The sequence below is a fragment of the Microbacterium sp. FG3 genome (assembly GCF_057809335.1).
In genome coordinates, this window is record NZ_JBMDJT010000001.1 from 100,810 (window position 1) to 124,202 (window position 23,393).

Here is a 23,393-nt window from a genome sequence, read left to right on the forward strand (position 1 = left end):
CGATCAGGAATGGGACATCCATGTCGCGAGGGTATCAAGAATGTCGCATCCGAGGCATTCGCGAGGTCGTCCGATAGGTGGCGCGCGAGGCGGGAAGGCAGATTGTCGTAGCTCCCTGGGCCCGACACCGCGCCGACGCGGGGGATCAGCCATCGCGCCCTCACCTGGCCGACAGGGTGAAGCCGCTCCGGTACTCACGCATATCGGAGGGGGATCCAAGCACGAGCACGAGAACCATCACCGGGATGCTGGCCAAGGAGTACTGCGGCTCCGCCGACTGACGGCACAGCCGAAGCGTCACCCCGCGAACAGGCGGCGCAGCGCCTCCCATCGCTCCGCCACGACGAAGACCGGCACCCTCGAACGGTCGGCGACGTCGACGGCGACCTCCCGCCCACCCTGCTGGCTGCGGCCCGTGTGCACGTCCACCCACTCCCCCGGCGGGAGGTACACCGACCAGCTCGTCGCGCCGGGCTCGAGCACGGGCGCCACGAGGAGGTCGTCCCCCAGCATCCACTGCACGGGGTGGCGCCACACCTCCTCGTCGGCCGGATGATCGAAGAACAGCGGGCGCATGAGCGGCGCAGAGGTGTCGAGCGTGCGTCGCGCCGATTCCGCAAGATAGGGGACAAGCCGCTCGCGCAGGGCGACGAGCTCGCGCACCTCCTCGATCACGGCAGCGTCCCCGGTGCGCTCGGCGATGTTCCAGGGCGTGCGGTCGTTCGAGGGGCTGCGGTGGTGGTTGAACTCGGAGTGGTACTGCATGATCGGCACGAAGACGCTCGCGGCCATCGCCCGCACGTACAGCTCCGCGTCGGGGATCGGCCCCGAGAAGCCGGCGATGTCCCAGCCCCAGTACACGATTCCGCAGGATGCGGCGGAGAGCCCCGCGATCATCGACCAGCGGAAGGCCTCCCACGTGGAGTTCTCGTCGCCGGCCCAGAACGCTCCGTGAGCGGGTGAGCCGGTGAACCCGGCGCGGCTGAAGGTGACCGGTGCCTTCCCGGCCGACTCGAGCAGTCGCCCGTACGCGGCGGCGTAGGCGACGGGGAAGCGATTGTTCGACTCGTCCCCGCCGGAGCCGTCGAGGTAGACCAGGTCGGTGCCCCAGGCGTGCTCTCCCCCGTCGGTCTTGAACCCGTCGATGCCGACCTCCTCGACGAGATACCGGCGCTTCTCGGTCCACCACTCGGCGGCGCGCTCGTCCGTGAGGTCGGGCATCAGCGACAGCGGGAACCACCATCCGCGGTTGCGGTAGGGCCGAAGGCTCCCGTCGGGGGCGGCCTCGCGAATGAGGACACCGGCTTCGAGGGCGGCTCTCGCGTCGGCCGCGGCCTGGCCGGTCGGATGCGGTCGCAGCTTCAGCAGCGGGATCTGCCACAGGTGCACGCGCACGCCGTCGGCGTGCAGCGCGTCGACCATCCCCTTGGGGTCGGGCCAGGCACCATCCGGCGGGAACGTGAAGTCGGAGAGCCGCATCGGGCCGCCGTCCTCGCGCACCTCGTACTGGGCATCGCGGAAGATCGTGAAGCTCTTCTCGTCGCTCCACGCCTCGATCACGACATTGCGGACGGGGATGCCGTGCTGTCGGTGCAGCGCCATCTGCCGCTCGACTTCGGCCTGCGTGTTCCACTCGTTGCCGCTCGCCCAGAGCCCGAAGACCCAGTCCGGCAGTTCCCGGGGCCGTCCGGTCTCGCCGAGGAAGGCGTCGAGCACGGCGGACGGCGATCCGGAGTAGAGCGCCAGTTCGACCACGTCCTCCGCGTCGGAGGGCGCGTCGACCTCCGCTTCGACCTCGAGCCGGTCGGCATCTGTTCGTCCCACGTCGAACCACACTCGCCGCGAGGTGCGCACGTGAAAGCCCCACCCGTCCGCGCCCACGACATGGGCGAACGGCATCGGCAGGTAGGTGCGGCGGTGTGCTCCCTGGCTCTTGTACTGCTCGAACACGACGGAGTCGAGGCTCTGCCCGCGGTGATCGAGCGCGTCGTAGCGCTCACCGAATCCCGCGACGTGCTCGCCCGGCGCGAGCGGGAGGGCGAAGCGGACGCGGCGCACCCGTTGCCCGTCGTCGAGCACCTCGACGCTGCCCGGTACGACGGAGCGCGCGGAGCCGTCGACCGCGAGGGTCGCGTCGGAAGCGGCCCGCCAGCCCGCAGCACGGGACTCGAACCACCGGGTGCGCTGCTCGCGGCCCGCAGCGTCGGTGCCGGTGAACCGGTAGCGGATCACGCTTTCCGCCGCGGGGGCGGTCAGGACGAGCTGCCACCCGCCCGCGGTGCGAGCCGTGCGGGCCTGGGCCGAGGCGAGGTGCCCGCCGTCGACCGCCTGGCCGCGTGACGAGCGCACGACCCGCTCGAGCGGAAGCGTCGTCGCGGCGCCGTCGATCACCACCTCAGCGGTGACCGCCTCGATCTCGCCCGACGTCCTCACGCCGAGCCGCAGCGGCTCGCCGGCGACGGGGTGGACGGGGCTGCGCTGCTCGGTGTCATCGGAGTAGGGGTGGCCCGAGCCGGAGGGGCGGTGGCGGATCACGCGGCGATCTCCTTCCGGTCAGCGCCGATCTCCGTGGCGAGACGCAGCACCATCGCGTGGCTCCACAACAGCGGAGTCGCGACGGGACCCCAGCGGTCGAGCCATTCCTGGCGGTACTCGGGTGCGAGGAGGTGGCCGTCGACCTGCTCCGGCAGCATCCCCTCGTCGTTCGCAGTGGATGCGGCCCAGTCCAGCAGCCGGCGCGCGCTCTCGCGGTCCCGCGCCGCGGCATAGGCCAGTCCGAGGAAGCACGACAGCAGCGGCCAGCGGCCGCCGCCGAAGAAGGTGTCGGCACGGAAGCGGTGCACGCCGCCCTCGACCTCGAGCTGCTCGGAGACCGCCCGCAGCGTCCCCTCTGCGAGGGGGGATGCCGGGTCGATCACGCCGAGTGGCGCGATCAGGGCGCTGAGACTGCCGTCGACCTCGGTCGAGCCGACCCACTTCACGAGGTGCCCGTCCGCGACGCCGACGTCGAGAAGGCGCGCGCGCACCCGCTCGGCGCCGATCCGGGCGCGCTCCGCCCGATCGCCGAAGACGAGGCCCGACTCGGCGGCGGCGGACAGCCCCGCCGCGATGCAGCCGAGGGTCGAGATGTGCACCTGCTCGAGGTGCTCCTCCCACCAGTCATAGCAGGGTCGCTCCCACGAGCTCAGCAGATAGTCGACGGTGAGCGCCGCTGCCGCCGTCCATCCGCAGAGGTCGACGCCGTGCCGCTCGACGTGCTCGGCCGCCGCCCACAGCCACGTGCCATAGCCGTCGAGCTGGAAGTCCCACCACTCGTCGCCGCCGGGAGCGCCGTCGAAGGTGAAGCGCGCCGGCAGCATCCTCTCGTCGGGCAGAGGCCGCCCCGCTGCCTGCGCGGCGACGATCTCGAGGATGCGGTCCTCGTTTCGCTCGATCACCATCGCGCACCAGTCGAAGAAGCGGGTGGCCGACTCGATCTCCCCCGCGGCCGAAGCGCCGTCGGCGATGAACGCGCCGTCACGCAGCCAGCAGTACCCGCGGTACGCCGAGAACGTCGGGGAGGCCGGGTACGCACCGTTCGGCAGCTGCAGCGAGGTGATGACCGCTCGGGAGTGATCCAGGAGCGCGTCGATGGCGACGGGAGGTTTCGTGGTCATGAGTCCTTGGTCCAGTCCGAAAAGGAGCCCTGGAGCGGGCGGGGCTCCCGCTCCAGGGCCGGGATGATCAGCCGAGCAGCGGGGTGACGCGCTCTTCCGCGTCGGAGAGTGCCTGCTCGACGCTCTTGCGGCCAGCGGCGGCCTCGGTGAGTTCCTCCGTGACGATGTCCTGCATCTCGGTCTGACCGTCACCGATCGACGGCGCGAGCACCACCTCGTCGAGGGAGTCGAACACGGCCTGACGGTTCGTCGGCGGCGTCATCTCGAGGTAGGGGCTCAGTGCTCCCTCGTCCGCGATGGGAGGAAGCTCCCAGCCAGCCTCCAGTCGCGTGTCGACCGCCGTCTGCGAGGCGGTGAGGAACTCGGCGAACGCGGTGGCCTCCTCGATGTGCTCCGAACCGGCCGAGACGCCGACGGCGTTCGAGAACAGCGCGCTCGCGTGCTGGGTGTCGCCGGGCTCGACCGCGATGTCCCACGTGAAGTCGGTGTCGGCGAGGGTGCTGAACATCCAGATGCCGGTGTGCCACATCGCGAGCTTGCCGTCGGCGAACAGCGTGCTGTCGAAGTCAGGCGTGCCGGCGCCCTGTTCGGCGGTTGGCATCGTCGTGCCACTCTTGTCGACGAGCCACTGCGCGGCCCGGATGCCCTCCGGCGAGTTGAACGCGACCGACGAGCCGTCTTCGCTGAGGAACTCCCCGCCGGCCTGCGCGAGCACCTTGTAGAACTCGTTGTAGGTGATGGGCTGGTAGTCACCCCACACTCCGGCGCCGACGTCGGTGAGTTTCTCGGCCGCTGCCTTCTCGTCCTCCCAGGTCCAGTCGGCCGTGGGGTATTCGAGACCGGCCGCGTCGAAGAGGTCGGCGTTGTAGTAGAGCACGACGTTCGAGAACGAGGTCGGCAGGGCGTACTGCGTGCCGTCGGTCGCGTACGACTCCGCGAGCGAGGTCTGGTAGACGCTCGTGTCGACGCCCTCGAGCGGCGCGAGCACGCCGCTCTCCTGGTAGGAGGCGTAGTTGGCCAGCTCGATGTCGAAGACGTCCGACACCGTGCCGCCCGCGAGGTCGGTCTGCAGCGCGGTGAAGTAGTCGGCGTACGGCAGGGTCGTCACCTCGACGGTGACGTTCTCGTTCTCGGCCTCGAAGGCGTCGACGATCTTCTGCAGGTTCTCCTCGTTGCCACCGGCCGAGATGAAGTTCGTGTACGTGATGGTGACGGGGCCGCCCTCGTCACCGGATTCGGTTCCTCCGGCGCAACCGGCCAGGACGAGGCCGGTCGCGGCGACGATGCCTGCCGCAGCGAAGGGTGCTGTGCGACGCATGGGATATCTCCTTTGATAGTTGGATGCGGGCGAGGTGAAGGGTCACTTGATTCCGCTGCTTGCGACGCCTTGGATGACGTAGCGCTGCGCGAAGAGGTAGATGGCGAGCATCGGGAGGATGCTGACGACGGAGCCGGCCATCATGACGTCCCACTCGGTCGTGTACTGGCCCTGCAGGCCGGCGAGCGCGAGGGGAAGGGTCTGCAGCTCCTCGGAGCGCAGGATGATGAGCGGCCACAGGAAGCTGTTCCAGCTGTTCATGAACGAGAAGACCGCGAGCGTCGCGAGCGCCGGCCCGACGAGCGGCAGCACGACCGTGCCGAAGATGCGGAAGTGCCCCGCTCCGTCGAGGGTCGCCGCCTCGTCGAGCTCCCGAGGCACCGAGTTCATCGCCTGGCGGAGCAGGAACACGCCGAACGCGTTCGCGACACCAGGCAGCAGCACCCCGAGGTAGGTGTCGACGAGCCCCAGGTCGCGCATCTGCACGAAGAGCGGCACGATGAGCACTTGGATCGGGATCATCATCGTCGCCAGGTACAGCGCGAACACCGCTCCCCTGCCGCGGAACGGCAGCCGGCTGAAGGCGTACGCCGCGAGCGAGCTCGTGACCAGCTGCATTACCGCGGTCGCGAGGGCGAGGCCGAGCGAGTTGCCGATGATCCTCGCGAACGGCAGGTCTGCGAACAGCGTCTGGTAGGCCCCGATCGAGGGGTTCTCGGGGATGAGCCTCGGCGTCGCATCCAGTCCCGCGCCCGGCGAGAGCGAGGTGGTGAGCGTCCACAGGAAGGGGAAGAACATCACGAGGGCGCCGACGATGAGCACCGCGGTGAGGGCGGTGCGCTGAACCTTCTCACGCATAGTTGACCCACCTCTTCTGCCCGATGATCTGCACGACGGTCACCCCGAGCACCAGGACGAACAGCATCCACGACAGCGCGGAGGCTTCGCCCGCGGCGCCGTAGCGGAACGTGAGGTCGTAGATCTGCTGCACGACGACGGTGCTCGACCCGGCGGGGCCTCCCCCGGTCATCGCGTAGACCTGGTCGAACACCTGGAAGCCGTTGATGAGGGAGATGACGACGACGAAGAAGGTGGATGGCGACAGCAGCGGCAGCGTGACGTTGAACAGCCGGCGCCAGGATCCCGCTCCGTCGACCTTCGCTGCTTCGTACATCTCCTGCGGGATGGCCTGCAGCCCGGCGAGCAGGATGATCATCACGAAGCCGAGGTCTTTCCATGCAGAGGCGAGGATGATCGAGGGCATCGACCAGGCCGGGTCGGTCCACCACCCGGGGCCCTGGATGCCGAAGACGGCGAGGGCGGCGTTCACGATGCCGACGGAGGGGTTGAGCAGCCACCGCCACACGAGGGCGACGACGATCCAGCTCGTCACGACCGGCAAGAAGTAGACGCCGCGGAGGATGTTTCGGCCGCGGATCCGCGCGTTGAGCCCGAGAGCGAGGGCGAGGCCTCCGACGTAGACGAGCGGCAGGTAGCCGACGAGATAGTAAAAGGTGTTGAAGAACGCCCGCTGCGTCGTGGGGTCCTGGATGAGGGCGACGTAGTTGGCGAAGCCCACCCATTCCATGGGCGCGAGGAGATTCCACTCGTGCAGGCTCGTCCACAGTGCGCCGAACATCGGGTAGATCGTGAACAAGGCGAGCGGAATCGCGCTCGGCAGGAGGAACGCGAGGACCGTGAGCGTGTAGCGCCACCGGCTCCTGCGGCGACGGGGCGGGTACGCGACTCGCGCCGCGGGAGCGCCGGCCGCGGAGCGCGGTTCTGCCGTGAGGGTCATCGCCCCGCTCCCTCGGCGTCGGGGCGCACCTGCCGGGCGAGGGCAAGCCGCTCCCGCACGAGACGTCCCTGCTCGCCCGAGCGCCCCTGGGCATCGAACGGGGTGGAGAGCACGAGGGCGGCCGCTCCCTGGGCCCACCGGTCGTCCTGCCAGGTCTCGACCGCGACGGGGATCGCCCTGTTGCGCGGGATGAGCCCGGCCCGGAACGCGGGCTCGAAGCCGAACGACCAGTGCGTCCACGCCTCCGCCCCTTCGCCGAGCAGGATCACGATCTCCGGGTCGATCAGGTTCACCACCCCCGCCAGCACCCGGCCGAGCAGGTGCCCGGCCTGCGAGAACAGCTGCTGCGCGGCTGGATCGCCGCCATCGGCGAGCGCCTTTAGGGCCGGGTAGCCGTCGCCGTCGCCGAGGATTCCCTGCTCGCGGGCGCGCCGCACGAGCGCTTCCTGGCCGATGAGCGCCTCGAGGCATCCGTTGCCGCCGCACTGACAGGGCGGACCGTCCTCCTCCACCGGGATGTGGCCGATCTCTCCGGCTCCCCCGCTGCGTCCGCGGAGCACGCGGCCCTCGGAGATGAGGCCGGCGCCGGCACCCGTTCCGATCGTGATCACGAGCACGTCCTCGTGTCCGCGGGCCTGACCGTGCAGGGCCTCCGCGCTGGCGAGGGCGTTGACGTTGTTCTCGACGAGGACGGGCAGGTCGAGCTCGCGCCGGAGCAGCTCGCCGAGAGGCACCCGCAGCCAGCCCAGCTCCGTCGAGTCGACCGTGCCGACCGCCTGGTCGTCGACGTTGCCGGGCACGCCCACGCCGAGACCGAGCAGGGGGACGCCGTCGCCGGCGGCGATGAACGAGCGGAGCATGTCGCTGAGCTTCGCGATCGCGGTGCCCGTTCCGGCGTCGAAGGGCTCGGTGAGCGATCGCTGCACCCGGCCGTCGATGCTGACCTCGACCGCGGTGATGTGGTCGGCTACGACCTTAACGCCGACGGCACGGCCGGCGTCGGCGACGAGACCGAGCAGCCGCGCGGGACGTCCACCCTGCGAGGGGCGGTGATCCAGCTCGACCAGCAGGCCATCGGCGATGAGCTCCCGGGTGTGCTGCGTGACGAGCGCCGGCGAGACGCCGAGCTCGCGCGCGAGGTCGGCCCGCGAGGTCGGGCCATTGCTGCCGATGTGGGCGAGCATGGCCGATCGCGTCAGATCGGTGCGTGGATTCGGGTGGGCCACAGGAACCCCTTTGTTCAGGACTGAAAGAACGGTAGAGCACAGCGAGGGCGAACGTCAACTCACAGCCTGATCTCCCGGGCCGAGAGCCCGGCGGCCGAACTCACCTCTTGACGAGCCCGTTCGACTACGGAATATTCCCGGCTAAATACAGACCCGAACAAAGGGGTTCCCATGTCTGATGCCGTCGGCGCTCCCCGCGCGCTGAACGATCCGCACCGCTCGCGTCTCGCCGCGCTTCCGCGCCGGACCGCGGGATTCGTCCTGGCACTGGTCGCGGGGCTGGTCTTCACGCTGCTCGCCGCTCCGCCCGCCCACGCCAACACACTCGACGGGGTCTGGCACAACCCGTACGGGGCCGACGAGCTGTATGCGACGCAGCCGACGGAGCGTTCACCACGCGACCCGATGGCCGGCGACAACGTCACCGTCCGGGCGACGACGTGGCCGGTGGCGCCGGGCCAGTCGGTCTGGGTGACGTGGAGCGTGAACGGCGTCGCGCAGACTCCGCGCGGGGCATCCTGGGACTACAACTCCGGCAACAACACGTATTGGAAGCTCGATCTGGGTTCCTTCGCCCGGGGCGACGTCGTCGAGTACACGGTTCACGCCGACGTCAACGGCGGTGGGCAGCGCAGCTCAGGGCCGTTCTCCTTCACCACGACATCCTGGAGCACGGTCACCGACGTCACGTCGGTCGTCGACAACGGCACTTCCGTCGACATCGTCACGGGAGACAGCGCTGGCGATTTCACGCCGAAGGTGCGCTTCGCCTTCCCGCGCCTCGACGGCTTCGACGTGCAGATCGCACCCACGGGCGCGGGGCTCGAGCTGAGCGGGCTGCCGGACTACACCGTCACCGACGGCGCGAGCCAGGTCGAGATCGCCACCGACGAGCTCGTCCTCCGGATCAACAAGAACCCCTATCGCCTGTCGGTCTACGAGGGCGACGGCACGACGCTCATCACCCGCCAGTACGACCCCGCGGTCTTCCGGAACATCGGTTGGGCGAGCGACGGCGAAACGACTGTGACCCGCATCGAGGATCACTTCCTCACACCCACGGGCGAACGGTTCGAGGGGTTCGGCGAACGGTACGACCGGCTCGACCACCGGGGAACCGACGTGCACAACTACGCCTACAACCAGTACCAGGACCAGGGCGCGACGCGCCGCACCTACTACTCGGTGCCGTACTTCGCCAACTCCGCCGGCTACGGCATCCACGTGCCGAGCACGCGCTATGCGATCTTCAATCTCGCGACGCACCTCGACGACATGGCCGGATTCACGGTCGACACGGGAGGCGCCCTGGACTCCACGCTGACGTACCAGTTCTTCACCGGCGACCAGACCGAGATGCTCGACGACTTCACGGCCGAGACCGGCCGTCCGCTCCTTCCGCCGAAGTGGGCGTTTGGACTCTGGGGCTCCGCCAACGAGTGGAACAACCAGGCCGAGGTCGAGGCCTGGCTCGACCAGGTGGAGAGCTCCGGCATCCCGCACAGCGTGCTCGTGCTCGAGCAGTGGAGCGACGAGGCGACGTTCTACCTCTGGAAGGACGCGCAGTACACCCCCACCGACGGCAGCACGCCGCTGCAGTACGACGACCTCACGTTCCCCAGCGGAGGTGCGTGGAGCGACCCCAAGCAGATGATTGCCGAGGCGCACGCCCAGAACGTCAAGGTGCTCCTCTGGCAGATTCCGGTGCTGAAGGAGAACTTCACCTCCAACCCGGCCACGGCGCCGCAGCAGCACCTCAACGACAAGGCGTATGCGCAGGCCCAGGGCTACCTGGTCGACGACGGCACGGGGCAGCCGTACCGCATCCCCACCGGACAGTGGTTTGGAGACAGCACGGTGCCCGACTTCACAGATGCCGAGGCCACGGACTGGTGGATGGACAAGCGGCGGTACCTCGTCGAGGAGCTCGGTGTCGACGGCTTCAAGACCGACGGGAGCGAGGCGCTCTTCGGGCGTGACCTGATCGTCAGCGACGGGCGCCGCGGTGACGAGATGCACAACGCCTACCCGAACGAGTACACCTCCGCCTACAACGACTTCGTGCAGGAGACGACGGGCGCCGACGGCACGATCTTCAGCCGGGCGGGCACCTCCGGCGGCCAGAGCGAATCCATCTTCTGGGCCGGGGACCAGGCGTCGACGTTCGGCGCTTTCCAGGAGGCCGTCCGGGCCGGGCAGAGCGCGGGCCAGTCGGGAGTGCCGTTCTGGGCCTGGGACCTCGGCGGCTTCACCGGGTCGTTCCCAAGCGCGGAGCTGTATCTGCGCTCGACCGCTCAGGCGGTGTTCTCGCCGATCATGCAGTACCACTCGGAGAAGGCCGACCCCAGTCCGTCCGAGGCGCGCACGCCCTGGAACGTGCAGGCGCGCACCGGGAACACCACTGTCGTCCCCACCTTCGCCCGTTACGCGAACGTACGGATGAACCTCGTGCCCTATCTGTACACGGAGGCGGACGACAGCGCGACGACGGGTGTGCCGATGATGCGCGCGATGAGCCTCGCGTTCCCCGACGACCCGGATGCCGCGCAGTACGACCAGCAGTACATGTTCGGGTCTCAGCTGCTGGTCGCACCGATTACGCACCAGGGCCAGACCGTGAAAGACGTCTACCTGCCCGAGGGCGAGTGGTACGACTTCTGGAACGGCGGACGCGCGAGCGGCGAGGGCGTGAAGATGTACGACGCCGGACCCGACGGCATCCCCGTATACGCTCGCGCCGGAGCGGTCATCCCGCTCAACCTCAACGACGCGTACGAGGTGGGCGGCACGATCGACAACGACGTGGAGAGCTACGACAACCTCGTGTTCCGCGTTTACCCCTCCGGTGAGAGCAGCTACGAGTACTTCGAAGACCAAGCGAACGCGCACCGCCGGATCGATGTCTCGGCCGACCGCGCAGCGCGCACGGTCGAGGTGTTTGCTCCCGCGCTCACGACCGCGAGCACCTTCCAGGCGTCGGGCACCAAGCCCGACACCGTGACCGTCGCGGGCTCGGCACTGCCTGAGGTCAACAGCGTGAGCGCGCTGGCCGCATCCACCGAGGCCTGGTACTGGGATGCGAAGCAGCAGCTGACGTACGTGAAGGTCGGTGCGAGCACCGGCGAGCGCACGATCCTCCTGCTGGGCGTCGACAAGGCCGGGTACGAGGCCGAGTTCGCGGGTCATACGGCCGTCTCGACGAACGCCGACCACCCGGGCTACACCGGGCTCGGCTTCGTCGACGGCTTCGCGAACGCAGGAGACGCGGTGGAGTTCGACGTGTGGGCCGAGGAGAACGGCGCGCACCAGCTCCGCTTCCGCTACGGAAACGGAGCTGCGACCCCCGCCACCCGCACGATCCGGGTCGACGGAGCGCCTCTGGGAACGCTGTCGCTTCCGCCCACCGGGTCGTGGAGTTCGTGGGGCACGGCCTCGATCGACGTGACCCTCCCACCCGGACGCCACGCCGTACGGATCGAGTACGCCGGAGGCGATTCCGGCGGCGTCAACCTCGACAACCTCGTCCTCGCGCGCTGAGCGCACACGTGAAAGGGAGAAGAACCATGCCTGCTCTTCCGTGGCGCCGCACGACGGCGCTCGCGCTCACCACGGCGGTGACGGCCGCGACCCTGGTCGCCGTCGGGGTGAACGACGCCGGTCAGGCGGCGGCTGCTCCCCTGGGCGTGCAACGCGCGCAGTTCCAGTCGGGGTCGAGCTACCTCGTCGTCGAGGTGCTCGATGACGACCTCGTCCACTTCGAGCTGGCCGGGGGCGGCACCGCCCCCGGCACGGGCTCCCCGCTGTTCACGACGCCTCAGGTCGCGAAGCACGACTACGCGGGACCCGACGTGTTCACCCAGACCGGGTCTGTTCTGCAGACCGCGGCGATGCGCATCGAGGTCGATCCCGCGGATCTGTGCGTGACGGCCACCGACATCACCCGCACCCCGAACCTTGTACTGCACGAGGCGTGTCCCGCCGACCTCGGCCAGGCGTGGAAGGGGCTGAACATCACGAAGTCGGCGATGGAGAACGCCTACGGTCTCGGGCAGCAGTTCTTCACGGGCGGCAGCGCGGACGGCGACTGGGTGGGCCGCACCCGCACCCCGGGTGGCACCTACGGCAACGCGATGGTGTTCGACCCCGAGAACGGGCCGGTCGGCAACACGCAGATCCCGGTGCTCTTCGCGGTCGGCGATGACAACGCGAACTACGGGCTGTTCGTCGATCAGCTGTACAAGCAGGAATGGAACCTCACCGGCGACCCGTGGACGGTGCGCATGTGGGGCGACCAGGTGCGCTGGTACCTCATGAGCGGCGACGACCTGCCCGACCTTCGCCACGACTACATGGAGCTGACGGGCACCCCGCCCGTGCCGCCGAAGAAGGCGTTCGGGCTCTGGGTGTCGGAGTTCGGCTACGACAACTGGAGCGAGGTCGACAATACGATCGCGGGCCTGCGCTCGGCCGACTTTCCGGTCGATGGCGCGATGCTCGACGTACAGTGGTTCGGGGGCGTCACCGCCAACTCGGACGACACCCGTATGGGCACCCTCGATTGGGACACGTCGAGGTTTCCCGACCCTGCGGGAAAGATCGCCGACCTCGCCGAGGACGGCGTCGGCATCATCCCGATCGAGGAGTCGTACGTCGGTCGCAACCTGCCGGAGCACGCCCGGATGGCGGCGGACGGTTACCTCGTGCGCTCCGGCTGCGCTACGTGCCCGCCGGTGTACCTGACGGGGAACCCCTGGTGGGGCAAGGGCGGGATGATCGACTGGACGCAGCCGGAAGCCGGCGCCGTCTGGCACGACGAGCAGCGCCAGCATCTCGTCGACGAGGGCGTACTGGGCCACTGGCTCGATCTCGGCGAACCGGAGATGTACGACCCGAACGACTGGACCGCCGGCGTCATCCCCGGCAAGCACGCGCACGCCGACTATCACAACGCGTACAACCTGCTGTGGGCGCAGAGCATCGCCGACGGGTACGCCGACAACGGCGTGCAGAAGCGTCCCTTCATGCTGACACGCGCCGCGGCCGCCGGCATCCAGCGTCATGGCGCGGGCATGTGGTCAGCCGACATCGGGTCGACCATGAAGGCGCTCGGGAGCCAGCAGAACGCGCAGATGCACATGTCGATGTCGGGGATCGACTATTACGGCTCCGACATCGGCGGGTTCCGGCGGGAGATGGCCGACGGCGACGTGAACGAACTCTACACCCAGTGGTTCGCCGACAGCGCGTGGTTCGACACTCCGCTCCGGCCGCACACCGAAAATCTCTGCAACTGCCTCGAGACGAGCCCCGACTCGATCGGCGACGTCGCGAGCAACCGCGAGAACCTGGTGCGCCGCTACGAGCTGGCTCCGTACTACTACTCGCTCGCGCACCGCGCTCACCAGTTCGGCGAGCCGCTCGCTCCCCCGCTCGTGTACTACTACCAGAACGACGACAACGTTCGCGAGATGGGGCATCAGAAGATGCTCGGGCGCGACCTGCTGATCGCGATCGTCGCCGGAGAGGGCGAGCGGGAACGCGACGTGTACCTTCCGGCGGGCGAGTGGATCGACATCCACACGAACGAGCGCATCCAGAGCACGGGTCAGTGGATCGACAACGTGCCGCTGTGGCGTGACGGCGTCTTCACCCTGCCGGCGTACGCCCGGGCGGGGGCGATCATCCCGAAGGCCTTCGTCGACGCCTCCACGAAGGACATCACCGGCAAGCGCGAGGATGCCGCGGTGCGCAACGAGCTGATCGCAACCGTTTACGCCGACGACGTCGCGAGCGACTTCACCCTGTACGAGGATGACGGCGCGACGACCGCATACGCCGACGGGGCTGTCAGGACCACGCAGATCAGCCAATCGCTCACGAACGGCGTGGCCACGGTGACGGTGGGAGCGGCATCTGGAACCTACTCCGGTGCGCCCTCCACCCGTCCCACGGTCGTCGAGCTTGTCACTGACGGCACGCAGGCCTCGACCGTCTCCCTCGGCAGCGTTCCGCTGACGGAGCACGCGAACAAGGCGGCGTTCGACGCGGCGAGCAGCGGCTGGTACAACGCCGGCGGGGGGCTCGTTGTGGCCAAGGCGGCGAGCAGTTCGGTGAACACCGCCAAGACCTTCTCGTTCACGCTCGGTGAGGAGTCGGTCTGGGCGACGTTCTCCTGCGAGAACGCCACGACGACCTTCGGTCAGTCAGTGTACGTCGTCGGAAATGTTCCGCAGCTCGGCAACTGGTCGCCGGCGGATGCCGTGAAGCTCGAGCCGAGCGCCTACCCCACCTGGACCGGGGTGGTGCGGAACCTGCCGCCGTCGAGCACGGTCGAATGGAAGTGCATCAAACGTCAGGAGGCCGGCCTGCCGAACACGGCGGATGCGTGGGAGCCCGGCGGGAACAACATCCTCTCGACGCCACCTTCCGGCTCGGCGGGGATAACCACCGGCGCCTTCTGACCCAGGGGGGCTCGATCCCGGTCGCCAGCGCAAGCGCGGCGGCCGGGGTCGACGCATGTTAGATCAGTACGCGAAGGAACCAGCCCTCTACGACACCGGCCTCGACCCCGCCGAAGGGCTCTGGCACCGGTCAGGCTGGATCGGACAACACTGACACGCCCGACGCCATCCACTCTTTTTGGCCGATAACCCCCTCTTGGCTCAGACCTGGCCCGGGCACGACGAAACCCCCGCGATCCAGGGATCGGCGGGGGTTTCGGGTGGCGGTGACGGTGGGATTTGAACCCACGGTAGGGGGTTGCCCTACACAACTTTTCGAGAGTTGCACCTTCGGCCGCTCGGACACGTCACCGGGGTCGAGTTTACGCGACGTTCTCCTGGCGCGCCAATCGGCGGCGCCCCGCCCGCGAGAATCCAGGCCCGCGCCGAGAATCCGCGGGCGCCTGGATTCTCAGCACGGGGATGGATTCTCGCCGCTCATCCGAGCCCCGCGGCGAGCGGGCTCAGTGCTCGTCCTCCATGAGCATGCCGACCGAGGTGGCGCAGGCGTCGCCGCGCCAGGCCTCGAGGCCCTCGCGCACGGCGAAGGCGGCGATGATGAGGCCGGTGATCGCGTCGGCCCACCACCAGCCCAGCAGGCTGTTGAGCACGAGGCCCGCGAGCACCGCCGCCGACAGGTAGGTGCAGATGAGGGTCTGCTTCGAGTCGGCCACGGCCGTGGCCGATCCGAGCTCGCGGCCGGCGCGACGCTCAGCGAACGACAGGAACGGCATGATCGCCACGCTGAGCGCCGTGATGACGATGCCGAGCGTCGAATGCTCCACGTCCGCGCCGCCGACGAGGGCCAGGACCGACGTGACGGTGACGTACGCGGCGAGCGCGAAGAAGGCCACGGCGATGACGCGCAGCGTGCCGCGCTCCCAGCGCTCCGGGTCGCGCCGCGTGAACTGCCACGCGACGGCGGCGGCCGAGAGCACCTCGATCGTCGAATCCAGGCCGAACGCGACGAGCGCGGCCGACGAGGCCGCAGCTCCCGCGGCGATGGCGACGACCGCCTCGACGACGTTGTAGCCGATGGTCGCGGCGACGATCCAGCGGATGCGCCGCTGCAGGACGGATCGCCGATCGGCAGACGCGGTGGCGGTCATGCGCAGGTGCAGCTCTCTCCGGCGCAGCAGCCGGGCTCGACGTACAGGACCACGCGCAGCAGCTCGTCGAGCGCGGGCGCGAGGTGGGCATCGGCCAGCCGGTACCAGCTGCGGCGCCCCTCGGGCACGGCCTCGACGAGCCCACAGCCGCGCAGGCACGCGAGGTGGTTGGACATCGACTGCCGCGACACCCCGAGCGCGTCGGCGAGGTCCGCCGGGTAGGCCGGCGCCTCGCGCAGCGCGAGCAGCACGCCGACGCGGGTGGGATCGGAGAGGGCGTGGCCGAAGCGGGCGAGCGCGGCCGTGTGCGTCACGGTGGCGGTGGCGGTGGCGGTCGACATGGATGCGATAGTACACGTTTCGATGTACCGTCAAACCCGCGGCACGCGCCCCGGTGTCTCCGGCCCGGCATAGCCTGGGCGCATGAGCGCTCCCTCGCAGACGCGCGTGCTGTGGATCGCGATCCTCGCCTCGTTCGTCGCCTTCCTCGACGGCACGGTCGTGAACGTCGCCCTTCCCGCGATCGACCGCGAGCTGGGCGGCGGGCTCACGACGCAGCAGTGGGTGGTGGACGGCTACCTCGTCACGCTCGGTGCGCTCATCCTCGTCGCCGGATCGGTGAGCGACGCGTCCGGGCGAGCGCTCGTGCTGCGGATCGGCCTCGTCGGGTTCGGCATCGCCTCGATCGCGATCGCGCTCGCGCCCGATCCGCTCATCCTCGTCATCGCGCGCATGCTGCAGGGCGCGGCCGGCGCGTTCCTCGTGCCGAGCTCGCTCGCGCTCATCACCTCGACGTTTGAGGGGCCGGCGCAGTCGCGCGCCATCGGCACGTGGACCGCGCTCACGACGGGCGCGATGATCGCCGGGCCGCTCATCGGCGGCGCCCTGGTCGATCTGGCGAGCTGGCGCCTGGCCTTCCTCATCAACGTCGTGCCGATCGGCATCACGCTGTGGCTGCTGCGTGGCATGACCGATCCGCCCCGCCGCCCCGACGCGCGCATCGACGTGCTCGGCGCGGCGCTGTGCGTGCTCGGATTCGGCGCGCTCGTGTTCGGCCTCATCGAGCAGCCGAACCTCGGCTGGGCGCACCCGGCCATCCCCGGCTCGCTCGCCGGCGGCGCGATCCTCTTCGCCCTCTTCCTGCTGCGCCAGCGCACGGCGCGCTCGCCGATCCTGCCGTTGGACGTGTTCCGCGTGCGCAACTTCTGGACGGGCAACGTCGCCACGGCGCTCATCTACGGTGCACTCTCGCTCAACGGCTTCGTCGTGGCGGTCTACCTGCAGGAGGGCGCCGGGCTCTCGGCGACCCTCGCGGGCCTGGCGAGCCTGCCCACGACGATCCTCATGATCCTGCTCAGCTCGCGGATCGGCGCGCTCTCGGGCCGCTGGGGCGCGCGGATCTTCATGACGGTCGGGCCGCTCGTCATGGCTGCGGGATCGCTGCTGCTGCTCGCCGTCGCGCCGGAGTTCGACTACTGGTGGCAGGTGCTGCCGGCCATGATCGTGTTCGGCCTCGGGCTGTCGATCACCGTCTCGCCGCTGACGGCCGCGATCCTGGGCGCGATCGAGCCCGCGCGCAGCGGCATCGCGAGCGCCGTCAACAACGCAGTCTCGCGCGTGGCCGGCCTCGTCGCCATCGCCGCGATCGGCACCATCGTGGGCGGCACCCTCGACCTCGAGGGCTTCCACCGGGCCGCGATCGTCGTCGCCGCGCTCATGGCGGCGGGCGGCATCGCGTCGTGGCTCGGGATCCGCAACGACGCGCGGCGGGCGGAACCGCCCGACGCGAACTAGAGCACATCTGGCCCTAGCTCGAGCTCGACGGGCGAGGCATCCTCCTGGAATCACCTTCCCTCGCGGTATATAAATGTTCCGTCGAGGGAAGGTTTTTACATGGAGTTCGTGACGACGGAGGAGGCCGCGAAACGGCTGGGCGTGTCCACGCGCCGTGTCGTCGACATGCTCACGAGCAAGCAGCTCGCAGGACAGAAAGTGCACCGCAGCTGGCTCGTGTCAGCCGCGGCCGTCGACGAGCGCGAGCGACTGCAGCACAGCCACGGCCGGCCGGTGAAGGCGACCACGGCGCGCGCGGTGATCGGCGCGCTGTCAGCGGGCACCGCGCTTCCGGTGAGGCAGCAGGCCATCGTGCAGCACCGGGGGGCCGGGCAGCTCGCCGCGGCGCTGGCGCGCTCGGTGAGGGTAGAACGGTTCGCGACCCGAAGCCCAGAGCTCGCAGCCGAGCACCTGCACTTCACGGGAGAGAACGCACTCGCGCAGATCGTCGCCCACGCGGGCGACGCTCTTGCCGGGCGGGCCCGGCAGCTGCACGGCTATCCGAAGGACATGAGTTTCGAGGATCTCGTCGACCACGCCATGCTCGTGCGCGACGACGAGAACCCGCGGGTGGTGCTCTACCGGTTCGAGGACGAGATCTTCCCTTGGCGCAGCACGCCGGCCGCGCTGGTCGCCGTGGATGCGGCGCGCAGCGAGGTCTCCCGGGTGCGCGCGGCAGGCCTCGAGGCGCTGGAGTGGATGAGGAGCCGATGGCTGGCCGAGCTCACGTAGTCGAGGTGCCGGCGGAGATCCCGCCGTGGCCACTGGCGTTCGAGGTCGCCGCCTCGACTCCACCCGGCAGCTGGGCGCTCGTCGGCGGGCTCATGGTGCACGTGCACGCGCTGCGCGCCGGAATCGAGGCCACCCGTCCGACAAACGACATCGATCTGCTGCTGAACATCGGGGCGAACTCCGTCTCCCATGTCGCCGGCCCTCTCACCCGGCTCGGATTCGTCGCCGTGGACCCGTCGCCGGGTAACCCCATCCATCGCTTCACGAGAGGCGAGGAGGACGTCGTCGACGTGATGGTCGCGCGCGACGTGCGCGCGCGCACGCGCTGGCAGCTGCGCTCGCCCGGCGCAGCGCAGGCGCTGCAGCGGCGCGACACCTACACGCTCAGCTCGACCGCCAGGTCGGCGACCGTCGAGGTTCCGGACGAGCTCGGCGCGATCATCGCCAAGGCCGCCGCGTACGCGGTGGACTCTCGCAACCCCGGGCGACACCTCGAGGACCTCGCCGTCCTCGCCGCGGCCGCCGGGAACCCGCGCACCCTCGCCCTGGGCACTCTCACCCGCAAGGATCGCCAGCATCTTCGCCGGGTCATCCCGTACCTGGCCGAGGACCGGCACCCAGCGTGGCGAGTGCTCGGCTCCTACGATCAGACGATCGGTCAGAGAGTGTGGGCGGCGATCACCACGGCGTGCACACCATGAGCACGGGCGATGCCGCAGAGCAGCTGCCACGACCTCGAAGGCGCATGCCGGTGACCCGCCGCCCCGCAGGCATGCCGCGGGTCCGCGCGCGCCTACGGCCCGCAGTCGCACCACGAACCTCGTAGCCACGCGACTGTATGGGCTCGCAATCAGCGGACGCGGGCTAGTCCACCGCTGCCCGGGCGCACCGGGGGAAATCCCGTGTCACCGGGGATTCCGGTGAATCCTCGGCGGCGCGCCGGTGAACACTCCCGCGCGCCGATGCGGCGGCACGCGGGCGGGCCTAGCTTCTGCGGTGACGGCTGTGCCCGCGGCCGTCACGCCTGAATCGAAGGAGATCTCCCGTGCGCATCACATCCGTCTCCGCGTTCGCGGCGGCCGCCGCGCTCGCCGCCGTCGCGGCGCCACTGCCGGCCGCCGCCGCCGAGGCCACCGGCGATCTCATCGTCACCCGCTTCGACGACCGCTTCGCCGACGGCCTCTACGACCCGTCCCTCACGGCACCCTCCGGCGACGCGGACCGCCTCAACACCGCGCTGCCCGTGCAGCTCGTCGACGTCAACGGCGAGCGCTGGTACGTGAGCGCAGACGAGGACGGCCTCTACCGCTTCGATGACGTGCCCGTCGGGCCCGCGAAGCTCTACCTGATGTACCCGAACAACCCTCCCGGCGAGGTGCTCTTCGACGCGACGGGCGCCGAGAGCGCCGCCGACATCACCCGGCTCGACACGGCGGAGTACTTCGGCCTGCAGGGCGTGCTGGACGTCGTCATCGACGAGGACGGCGAGGAGCGGCTCATCGGCATGTCGGCGCTGCGCCTGGCGGCCAACGTCGAGCTCGCCGACGGCACCCCGATCTCGGGGGCGAGCGTCGAACTCGGCTCGGGCGGCGACTGGTACCCCGCCACGGAGTACGGCTTCGCCGGCGGCGAGGGCACGTACGAGGCGTTCCGCCCCGAGGGCGGCTACGTGCGGCACCTGCCGGGGCAGCTCGGCGTGCGCATCGACGCGCCGGAGGGCTACGACGTCGCCGAGGTGACGGCCGCCGAAAACAACGAGTTCGCCGTGACCGAGGCCGACGGCGCGTGGTGGTTCAGCTCGACCGAGGTGTGGAACTACTTCTGGAACCCCGCGTTCACGATCACGCTCGAGGAGGCCGCGCCGACCGACAGGACCGCGCCGACCGCCACGGTCAAGCAGGGCGCCGAGTTCACCACGGGCGACGCGAGCGGCTACGGCCGCGTCAGCTACAAGCTGCACGACGAGGGCAAGATCGACCGCGTCGAGATCAACGGCGTCGAGAAGGACCTCGTCGACAACGTCTGGTCGGACGTCAACTTCATCGCGCCGGGCGCCTTCGGCGCCACGGCGGGCCGGAACACGATGGTCGTCTACGACGTGGCCGGCAACGCCACGACGGTGTCGTTCACGCTCGACGCCACCGCCCCGACGGCGACCGTGAAGTCGGGCGAGACCTACACGGTCGGCGACGAGGCGGGCTACGACAGGATCAGCTTCAAGCTGCACGACGGCGGCAAGGTCGACCGGGTCGAGATCAACGGCGTCGTGAAGGACCTCACGAACAACGCGTGGTCGGACGTCAACTTCATCCGCCCCGGCGTCTTCGGCGGCCGCAGCGGCGAGAACACGATGATCGTGCACGACATCGCGGGCAATTCCCGCGAGGTGACGTTCACCCTGAACTGATCCAGCCCGCGCGGCCCCTCTTCCACAGGGAGAGGGGCCGCGCGCTGCCTGTCGGACGCCCCGCCTACCCTGGAGGCATGGCCTCGAAGCGACCCGCACCCGCCCCGTTCCGGTGCACGGAGTGCGGATGGACGACCGCGAAGTGGGTCGGCCGCTGCGGGGAGTGCCAGCAGTGGGGCACCGTCGTCGAGGCGGTGCAGGCGCCTGCGGCCCGGCGCGTGGAGTCGATGGTCCCCACGGCGGCCGCCACGCCGATCACGCGGATCGAGACGAGCGAGGCACCGCGCCGCCCCAGCGGCATCGGCGAGTTCGACCGGGTGCTGGGCGGCGGCGTCGTGCCGGGCGCGGCGATCCTGCTCTCGGGCGAGCCGGGCGTGGGCAAGTCGACGCTGCTGCTCGAGGTCGCGGCGCGAGCGGCCAGCGAGGGCCGTCGCGTGCTGTACGTGAGCGCCGAGGAGTCGCCGGCGCAGGTGCGGCTGCGCGCGGAGCGCACGGGCGCGCTGCACGACGAGCTGTACCTGGCGAGCGAGACCGATCTGGCCACGATCCTGGGGCACATCGACTCGGTGCAGCCTCAGCTCGTCATCGTCGACTCCGTGCAGACGGTCTCGTCCTCGCTGTCGGACGGCGCGGCCGGCATGCCCGGCCAGGTGCGCGAGGTCGCGGCCACGCTCATCCGGGTGGCGAAGGATCGGGACCTGCCGATCATCCTCGTCGGGCACGTCACGAAAGACGGCCAGGTCGCGGGACCGCGGCTGCTCGAGCACCTCGTCGACGTCGTGTGCCAGTTCGAGGGCGATCGCCAGACCGCGCTGCGCTTCGTGCGCGCGCTGAAGAACCGCTTCGGGCCGACGGACGAGGTGGGCTGCTTCGAGATGACCGGCGACGGCATCTTCGAGGTGCCCGACCCGAGCGGCCTGTTCCTGTCGCAGGGCTCCCCCGAGCCGGGCACATGCGTGGCCATCGCGCTCGAGGGCCGCCGCGCGCTGCCCGTGGAGGTGCAGGCCCTCACCATCCCGACGAGCGCGCCGAACCCGCGGCGCGTGGTGCACGGCGTCGACGCCTCGCGCGTGGCGATGGTGCTCGCGGTACTCGAGCGGCGGGCCGGCATCAAGACGAGCGACCAGGACGTCTACGTCTCGACCGTGGGAGGGGTGCGGTTCACCGAGCCGGCGGCCGACCTCGCGATCGCGATCGCCGTGGCCGGCTCGGTGCGCAACTTCAAGGTGCCTCGGCAGCTCGCGGCGATCGGCGAGCTCAGCCTTGCGGGCGAGGTGCGGCCCGTCGCCCAGGCGGATCAGCGCCGCACGGAGGCCGCCCGCCTCGGCTACCGCCAGGTGGTCGACAACGGCGCCAAGCGCCTGCGCACCGCGCTCGACCACGTGCAGGCGAGCGGCCCGAGGCCCCTCGACGACGTGCCCGACTTCTGATCGGCTCCGACGCCCGGACTACGAGAGGCGCCGCTCGAGGCGCACGGTGGACCTCGCGGTCACCGGTTCCGACCCTGTCGGCGGCGCGGCGTCACGAAGAACAGCGCGAGCGGGACGATCACGCCCGCCGCGCACAGACCGAGCGACAGCCACGGGGACATGCCCCCATCCTGTCAGCGATCCGGGCGGCCCGGAACCCCTCCGGCCGTCAGGCCTCGAGGGCGGCCAGCAGGTCGGACGGGGAGGCCTGCATGGGGTGCGGGCCCGCGATGTCGAGGAACACCGTCGTGATCTCGTCGGCGTGCGCGGCGAGGAACGTGCGCAGCCACTGCGGCGAGTAGACGCCGAACGCGGGCGGCAGGTTGGCCGGCTTGTGGCGCGCATCGCTGAACAGCAGCAGCGCCACCTCGCCCGTCGCCGGATCGCGGAAGGTCCAGACCTCCCCGCCCTCGAGCGGGTTGTCGCGCGGGCCGGGCTTGATGAGCGGCACGATCGTGTTGCCGTTGCGCAGCGCCAGCGCGACCGCGGCCATGTCCTGCTTCTCGAGCGCCTGCGCGAGCGCCTCCGAGCGCACGTCCTGCTCGGTCAGCTTCGGGGGCTTGCGCTTCTTGGCCATGGTTTCAGCCTAGGCGGGCGTGCGCGGCGGTGCCCGGCGTTGCGGTGGTCGCTTCATCTCCGCGGCCTCCGGCCGCTCCGTTCAGCGACCGATCCGGCCGCTCGGTTCAGCAGCCGAGGGGACGCAACCGATCCGGTGCGCCCCCTCGGTTGCCGGACGATCACTCCTTGTTCATGGCGTCCTGCGCGCGTCCCGCGATCTTCTCCACGGCGTCGGGCACCTCGGTCGTGCCGTAGAACCGCACGTCGGGGTGCGTGGGCGGCGGCATGGTGGCGCTCGTCGTGGGGCCGTCGTGGTACGTGAACTCGCCCTTGCCGTCGGGCGTCGGTCCCGACGCCCAGGGGCCCTCGCTCGCGGCGGCGCCGTCGCTGAAGTTCAGGTACTGGTACGACACCTCGCGGTGCTCCTTGTCGATCGGGAAGTTGCTGGGCACCGGCAGCTCCTCCACACCGTTCTCCTTCAGGTCCTCGATCACGGTGAGCCACTGGTTCTGGTGCATCGTGTCGCGTGCGAGCAGGAAGGCCAGCAGATCCCGCACGCCGGCGTCGTTGGTCATGTGGTACAGCCGCGCCACCTGCAGGCGCCCCTGCATCTCGCCGTTGGCGTTGGCCGTGAAGTCGGCCATGAGGTTGCCGCTGGCCGTGATGTAGCTGCCCTGCCACGGGTTGCCGTTGCTGTCGACGGGGCGGGCACCCGCTCCGGCGACGATCGCCTGCTGCTGGCTCGACCCCAGGGCGTCTGCGACAATGCGCGGAGCGCGGGCCGAGC

16 protein-coding genes, 1 tRNA gene and 1 pseudogene are annotated in these 23,393 nt (G+C 70.0%); 7 read left to right on the forward strand and 11 right to left on the reverse strand.

Annotated elements, in window-relative coordinates; all coding sequences use genetic code 11:
* Nucleotides 1-297: 297 nt before the first annotated feature.
* The 6 genes from ACODR5_RS00530 to ACODR5_RS00555 form a co-directional block, all read right to left on the reverse strand.
* The gene (locus ACODR5_RS00530; RefSeq protein WP_449853861.1) at nucleotides 298-2,535 is read right to left on the reverse strand and encodes a glycoside hydrolase family 31 protein; all 2,238 of its coding nucleotides are present in this window, start codon (nucleotides 2,533-2,535) and stop codon (nucleotides 298-300) included.
* Complete coding sequence (locus ACODR5_RS00535) at nucleotides 2,532-3,656, reverse strand: glycoside hydrolase family 15 protein (RefSeq protein WP_449853862.1); 1,125 nt, start codon at nucleotides 3,654-3,656, stop codon at nucleotides 2,532-2,534. The genes ACODR5_RS00530 and ACODR5_RS00535 overlap by 4 nt, the downstream gene beginning before the upstream one ends.
* A 67-nt stretch (nucleotides 3,657-3,723) precedes the next feature.
* Complete coding sequence (locus ACODR5_RS00540; RefSeq protein WP_449853863.1) at nucleotides 3,724-4,974, reverse strand: ABC transporter substrate-binding protein; 1,251 nt, start codon at nucleotides 4,972-4,974, stop codon at nucleotides 3,724-3,726.
* Between the two features lie 42 nt (nucleotides 4,975-5,016).
* Nucleotides 5,017-5,832, reverse strand: a complete 816-nt coding sequence (locus ACODR5_RS00545) for a carbohydrate ABC transporter permease (RefSeq protein WP_449853864.1) — start codon at nucleotides 5,830-5,832, stop codon at nucleotides 5,017-5,019.
* Nucleotides 5,825-6,772: a carbohydrate ABC transporter permease gene (locus tag ACODR5_RS00550; RefSeq protein ID WP_488982399.1), complete on the reverse strand. Its 948-nt coding sequence runs from the start codon at nucleotides 6,770-6,772 to the stop codon at nucleotides 5,825-5,827. Before ACODR5_RS00550 ends, ACODR5_RS00545 begins: the two co-directional genes overlap by 8 nt.
* Nucleotides 6,769-7,998 (reverse strand): ROK family protein, encoded by a 1,230-nt coding sequence (locus tag ACODR5_RS00555; RefSeq protein WP_449853866.1) that lies wholly within the window; start codon nucleotides 7,996-7,998, stop codon nucleotides 6,769-6,771. The genes ACODR5_RS00550 and ACODR5_RS00555 overlap by 4 nt, the downstream gene beginning before the upstream one ends.
* 171 nt (nucleotides 7,999-8,169) lie before the next feature.
* Here ACODR5_RS00555 and ACODR5_RS00560 point away from each other — a divergent pair, with 171 nt between their 5' ends.
* Both ACODR5_RS00560 and ACODR5_RS00565 read left to right on the forward strand, forming a co-directional pair.
* Nucleotides 8,170-11,535: a TIM-barrel domain-containing protein gene (locus tag ACODR5_RS00560; RefSeq protein WP_488982400.1), complete on the forward strand. Its 3,366-nt coding sequence runs from the start codon at nucleotides 8,170-8,172 to the stop codon at nucleotides 11,533-11,535.
* A 26-nt stretch (nucleotides 11,536-11,561) separates the two neighbouring features.
* A complete protein-coding gene (locus ACODR5_RS00565; RefSeq protein ID WP_488982401.1) occupies nucleotides 11,562-14,459 on the forward strand; it encodes a TIM-barrel domain-containing protein in 2,898 nt (965 codons plus the stop codon).
* A gap of 261 nt (nucleotides 14,460-14,720) precedes the next feature.
* Here the strand turns inward: ACODR5_RS00565 and ACODR5_RS00570 are convergent.
* The 3 genes from ACODR5_RS00570 to ACODR5_RS00580 all read right to left on the reverse strand — a co-directional run bounded on the left by ACODR5_RS00570 (nucleotide 14,721) and on the right by ACODR5_RS00580 (nucleotide 15,948).
* Nucleotides 14,721-14,811 (reverse strand) — tRNA-Ser (locus ACODR5_RS00570).
* 151 nt (nucleotides 14,812-14,962) lie between these two features.
* Nucleotides 14,963-15,607, reverse strand: a complete 645-nt coding sequence (locus ACODR5_RS00575) for a cation efflux transmembrane domain-containing protein (protein WP_488982402.1) — start codon at nucleotides 15,605-15,607, stop codon at nucleotides 14,963-14,965.
* Nucleotides 15,604-15,948, reverse strand: a complete 345-nt coding sequence (locus ACODR5_RS00580) for an ArsR/SmtB family transcription factor (RefSeq protein WP_449853869.1) — start codon at nucleotides 15,946-15,948, stop codon at nucleotides 15,604-15,606. The genes ACODR5_RS00575 and ACODR5_RS00580 overlap by 4 nt, the downstream gene beginning before the upstream one ends.
* An 82-nt stretch (nucleotides 15,949-16,030) precedes the next feature.
* Here ACODR5_RS00580 and ACODR5_RS00585 point away from each other — a divergent pair, with 82 nt between their 5' ends.
* The 5 genes from ACODR5_RS00585 to radA all read left to right on the forward strand — a co-directional run bounded on the left by ACODR5_RS00585 (nucleotide 16,031) and on the right by radA (nucleotide 22,009).
* The gene (locus tag ACODR5_RS00585; RefSeq protein WP_488982403.1) at nucleotides 16,031-17,401 is read left to right on the forward strand and encodes an MFS transporter; all 1,371 of its coding nucleotides are present in this window, start codon (nucleotides 16,031-16,033) and stop codon (nucleotides 17,399-17,401) included.
* A gap of 99 nt (nucleotides 17,402-17,500) precedes the next feature.
* Nucleotides 17,501-18,172, forward strand: a complete 672-nt coding sequence (locus ACODR5_RS00590; RefSeq protein ID WP_488982404.1) for a helix-turn-helix domain-containing protein — start codon at nucleotides 17,501-17,503, stop codon at nucleotides 18,170-18,172.
* Nucleotides 18,151-18,873 carry a hypothetical protein gene (locus ACODR5_RS00595; RefSeq protein WP_488982405.1) on the forward strand — a complete coding sequence of 241 codons (723 nt, stop codon included), beginning with the start codon at nucleotides 18,151-18,153 and terminating at the stop codon, nucleotides 18,871-18,873. The genes ACODR5_RS00590 and ACODR5_RS00595 overlap by 22 nt, the downstream gene beginning before the upstream one ends.
* A 344-nt stretch (nucleotides 18,874-19,217) precedes the next feature.
* A complete protein-coding gene (locus ACODR5_RS00600; protein ID WP_488982406.1) occupies nucleotides 19,218-20,579 on the forward strand; it encodes a hypothetical protein in 1,362 nt (453 codons plus the stop codon).
* A 77-nt stretch (nucleotides 20,580-20,656) separates the two neighbouring features.
* On the forward strand, nucleotides 20,657-22,009 hold the full coding sequence (radA, locus tag ACODR5_RS00605) for a DNA repair protein RadA (protein WP_488982407.1): 1,353 nt from the start codon (nucleotides 20,657-20,659) through the stop codon (nucleotides 22,007-22,009).
* 208 nt (nucleotides 22,010-22,217) lie between these two features.
* On the opposite strand, the gene ACODR5_RS00610 is transcribed toward radA, so the two are convergent.
* Nucleotides 22,218-22,625 carry an SseB family protein gene (locus tag ACODR5_RS00610; RefSeq protein ID WP_460817104.1) on the reverse strand — a complete coding sequence of 136 codons (408 nt, stop codon included), beginning with the start codon at nucleotides 22,623-22,625 and terminating at the stop codon, nucleotides 22,218-22,220.
* Nucleotides 22,626-22,785: 160 nt separating this feature from the next.
* Nucleotides 22,786-23,349 (reverse strand): annotated as a pseudogene (locus ACODR5_RS00615) (manganese catalase family protein); the annotation flags it as partial.
* Nucleotides 23,350-23,393 lie beyond the last annotated feature (44 nt).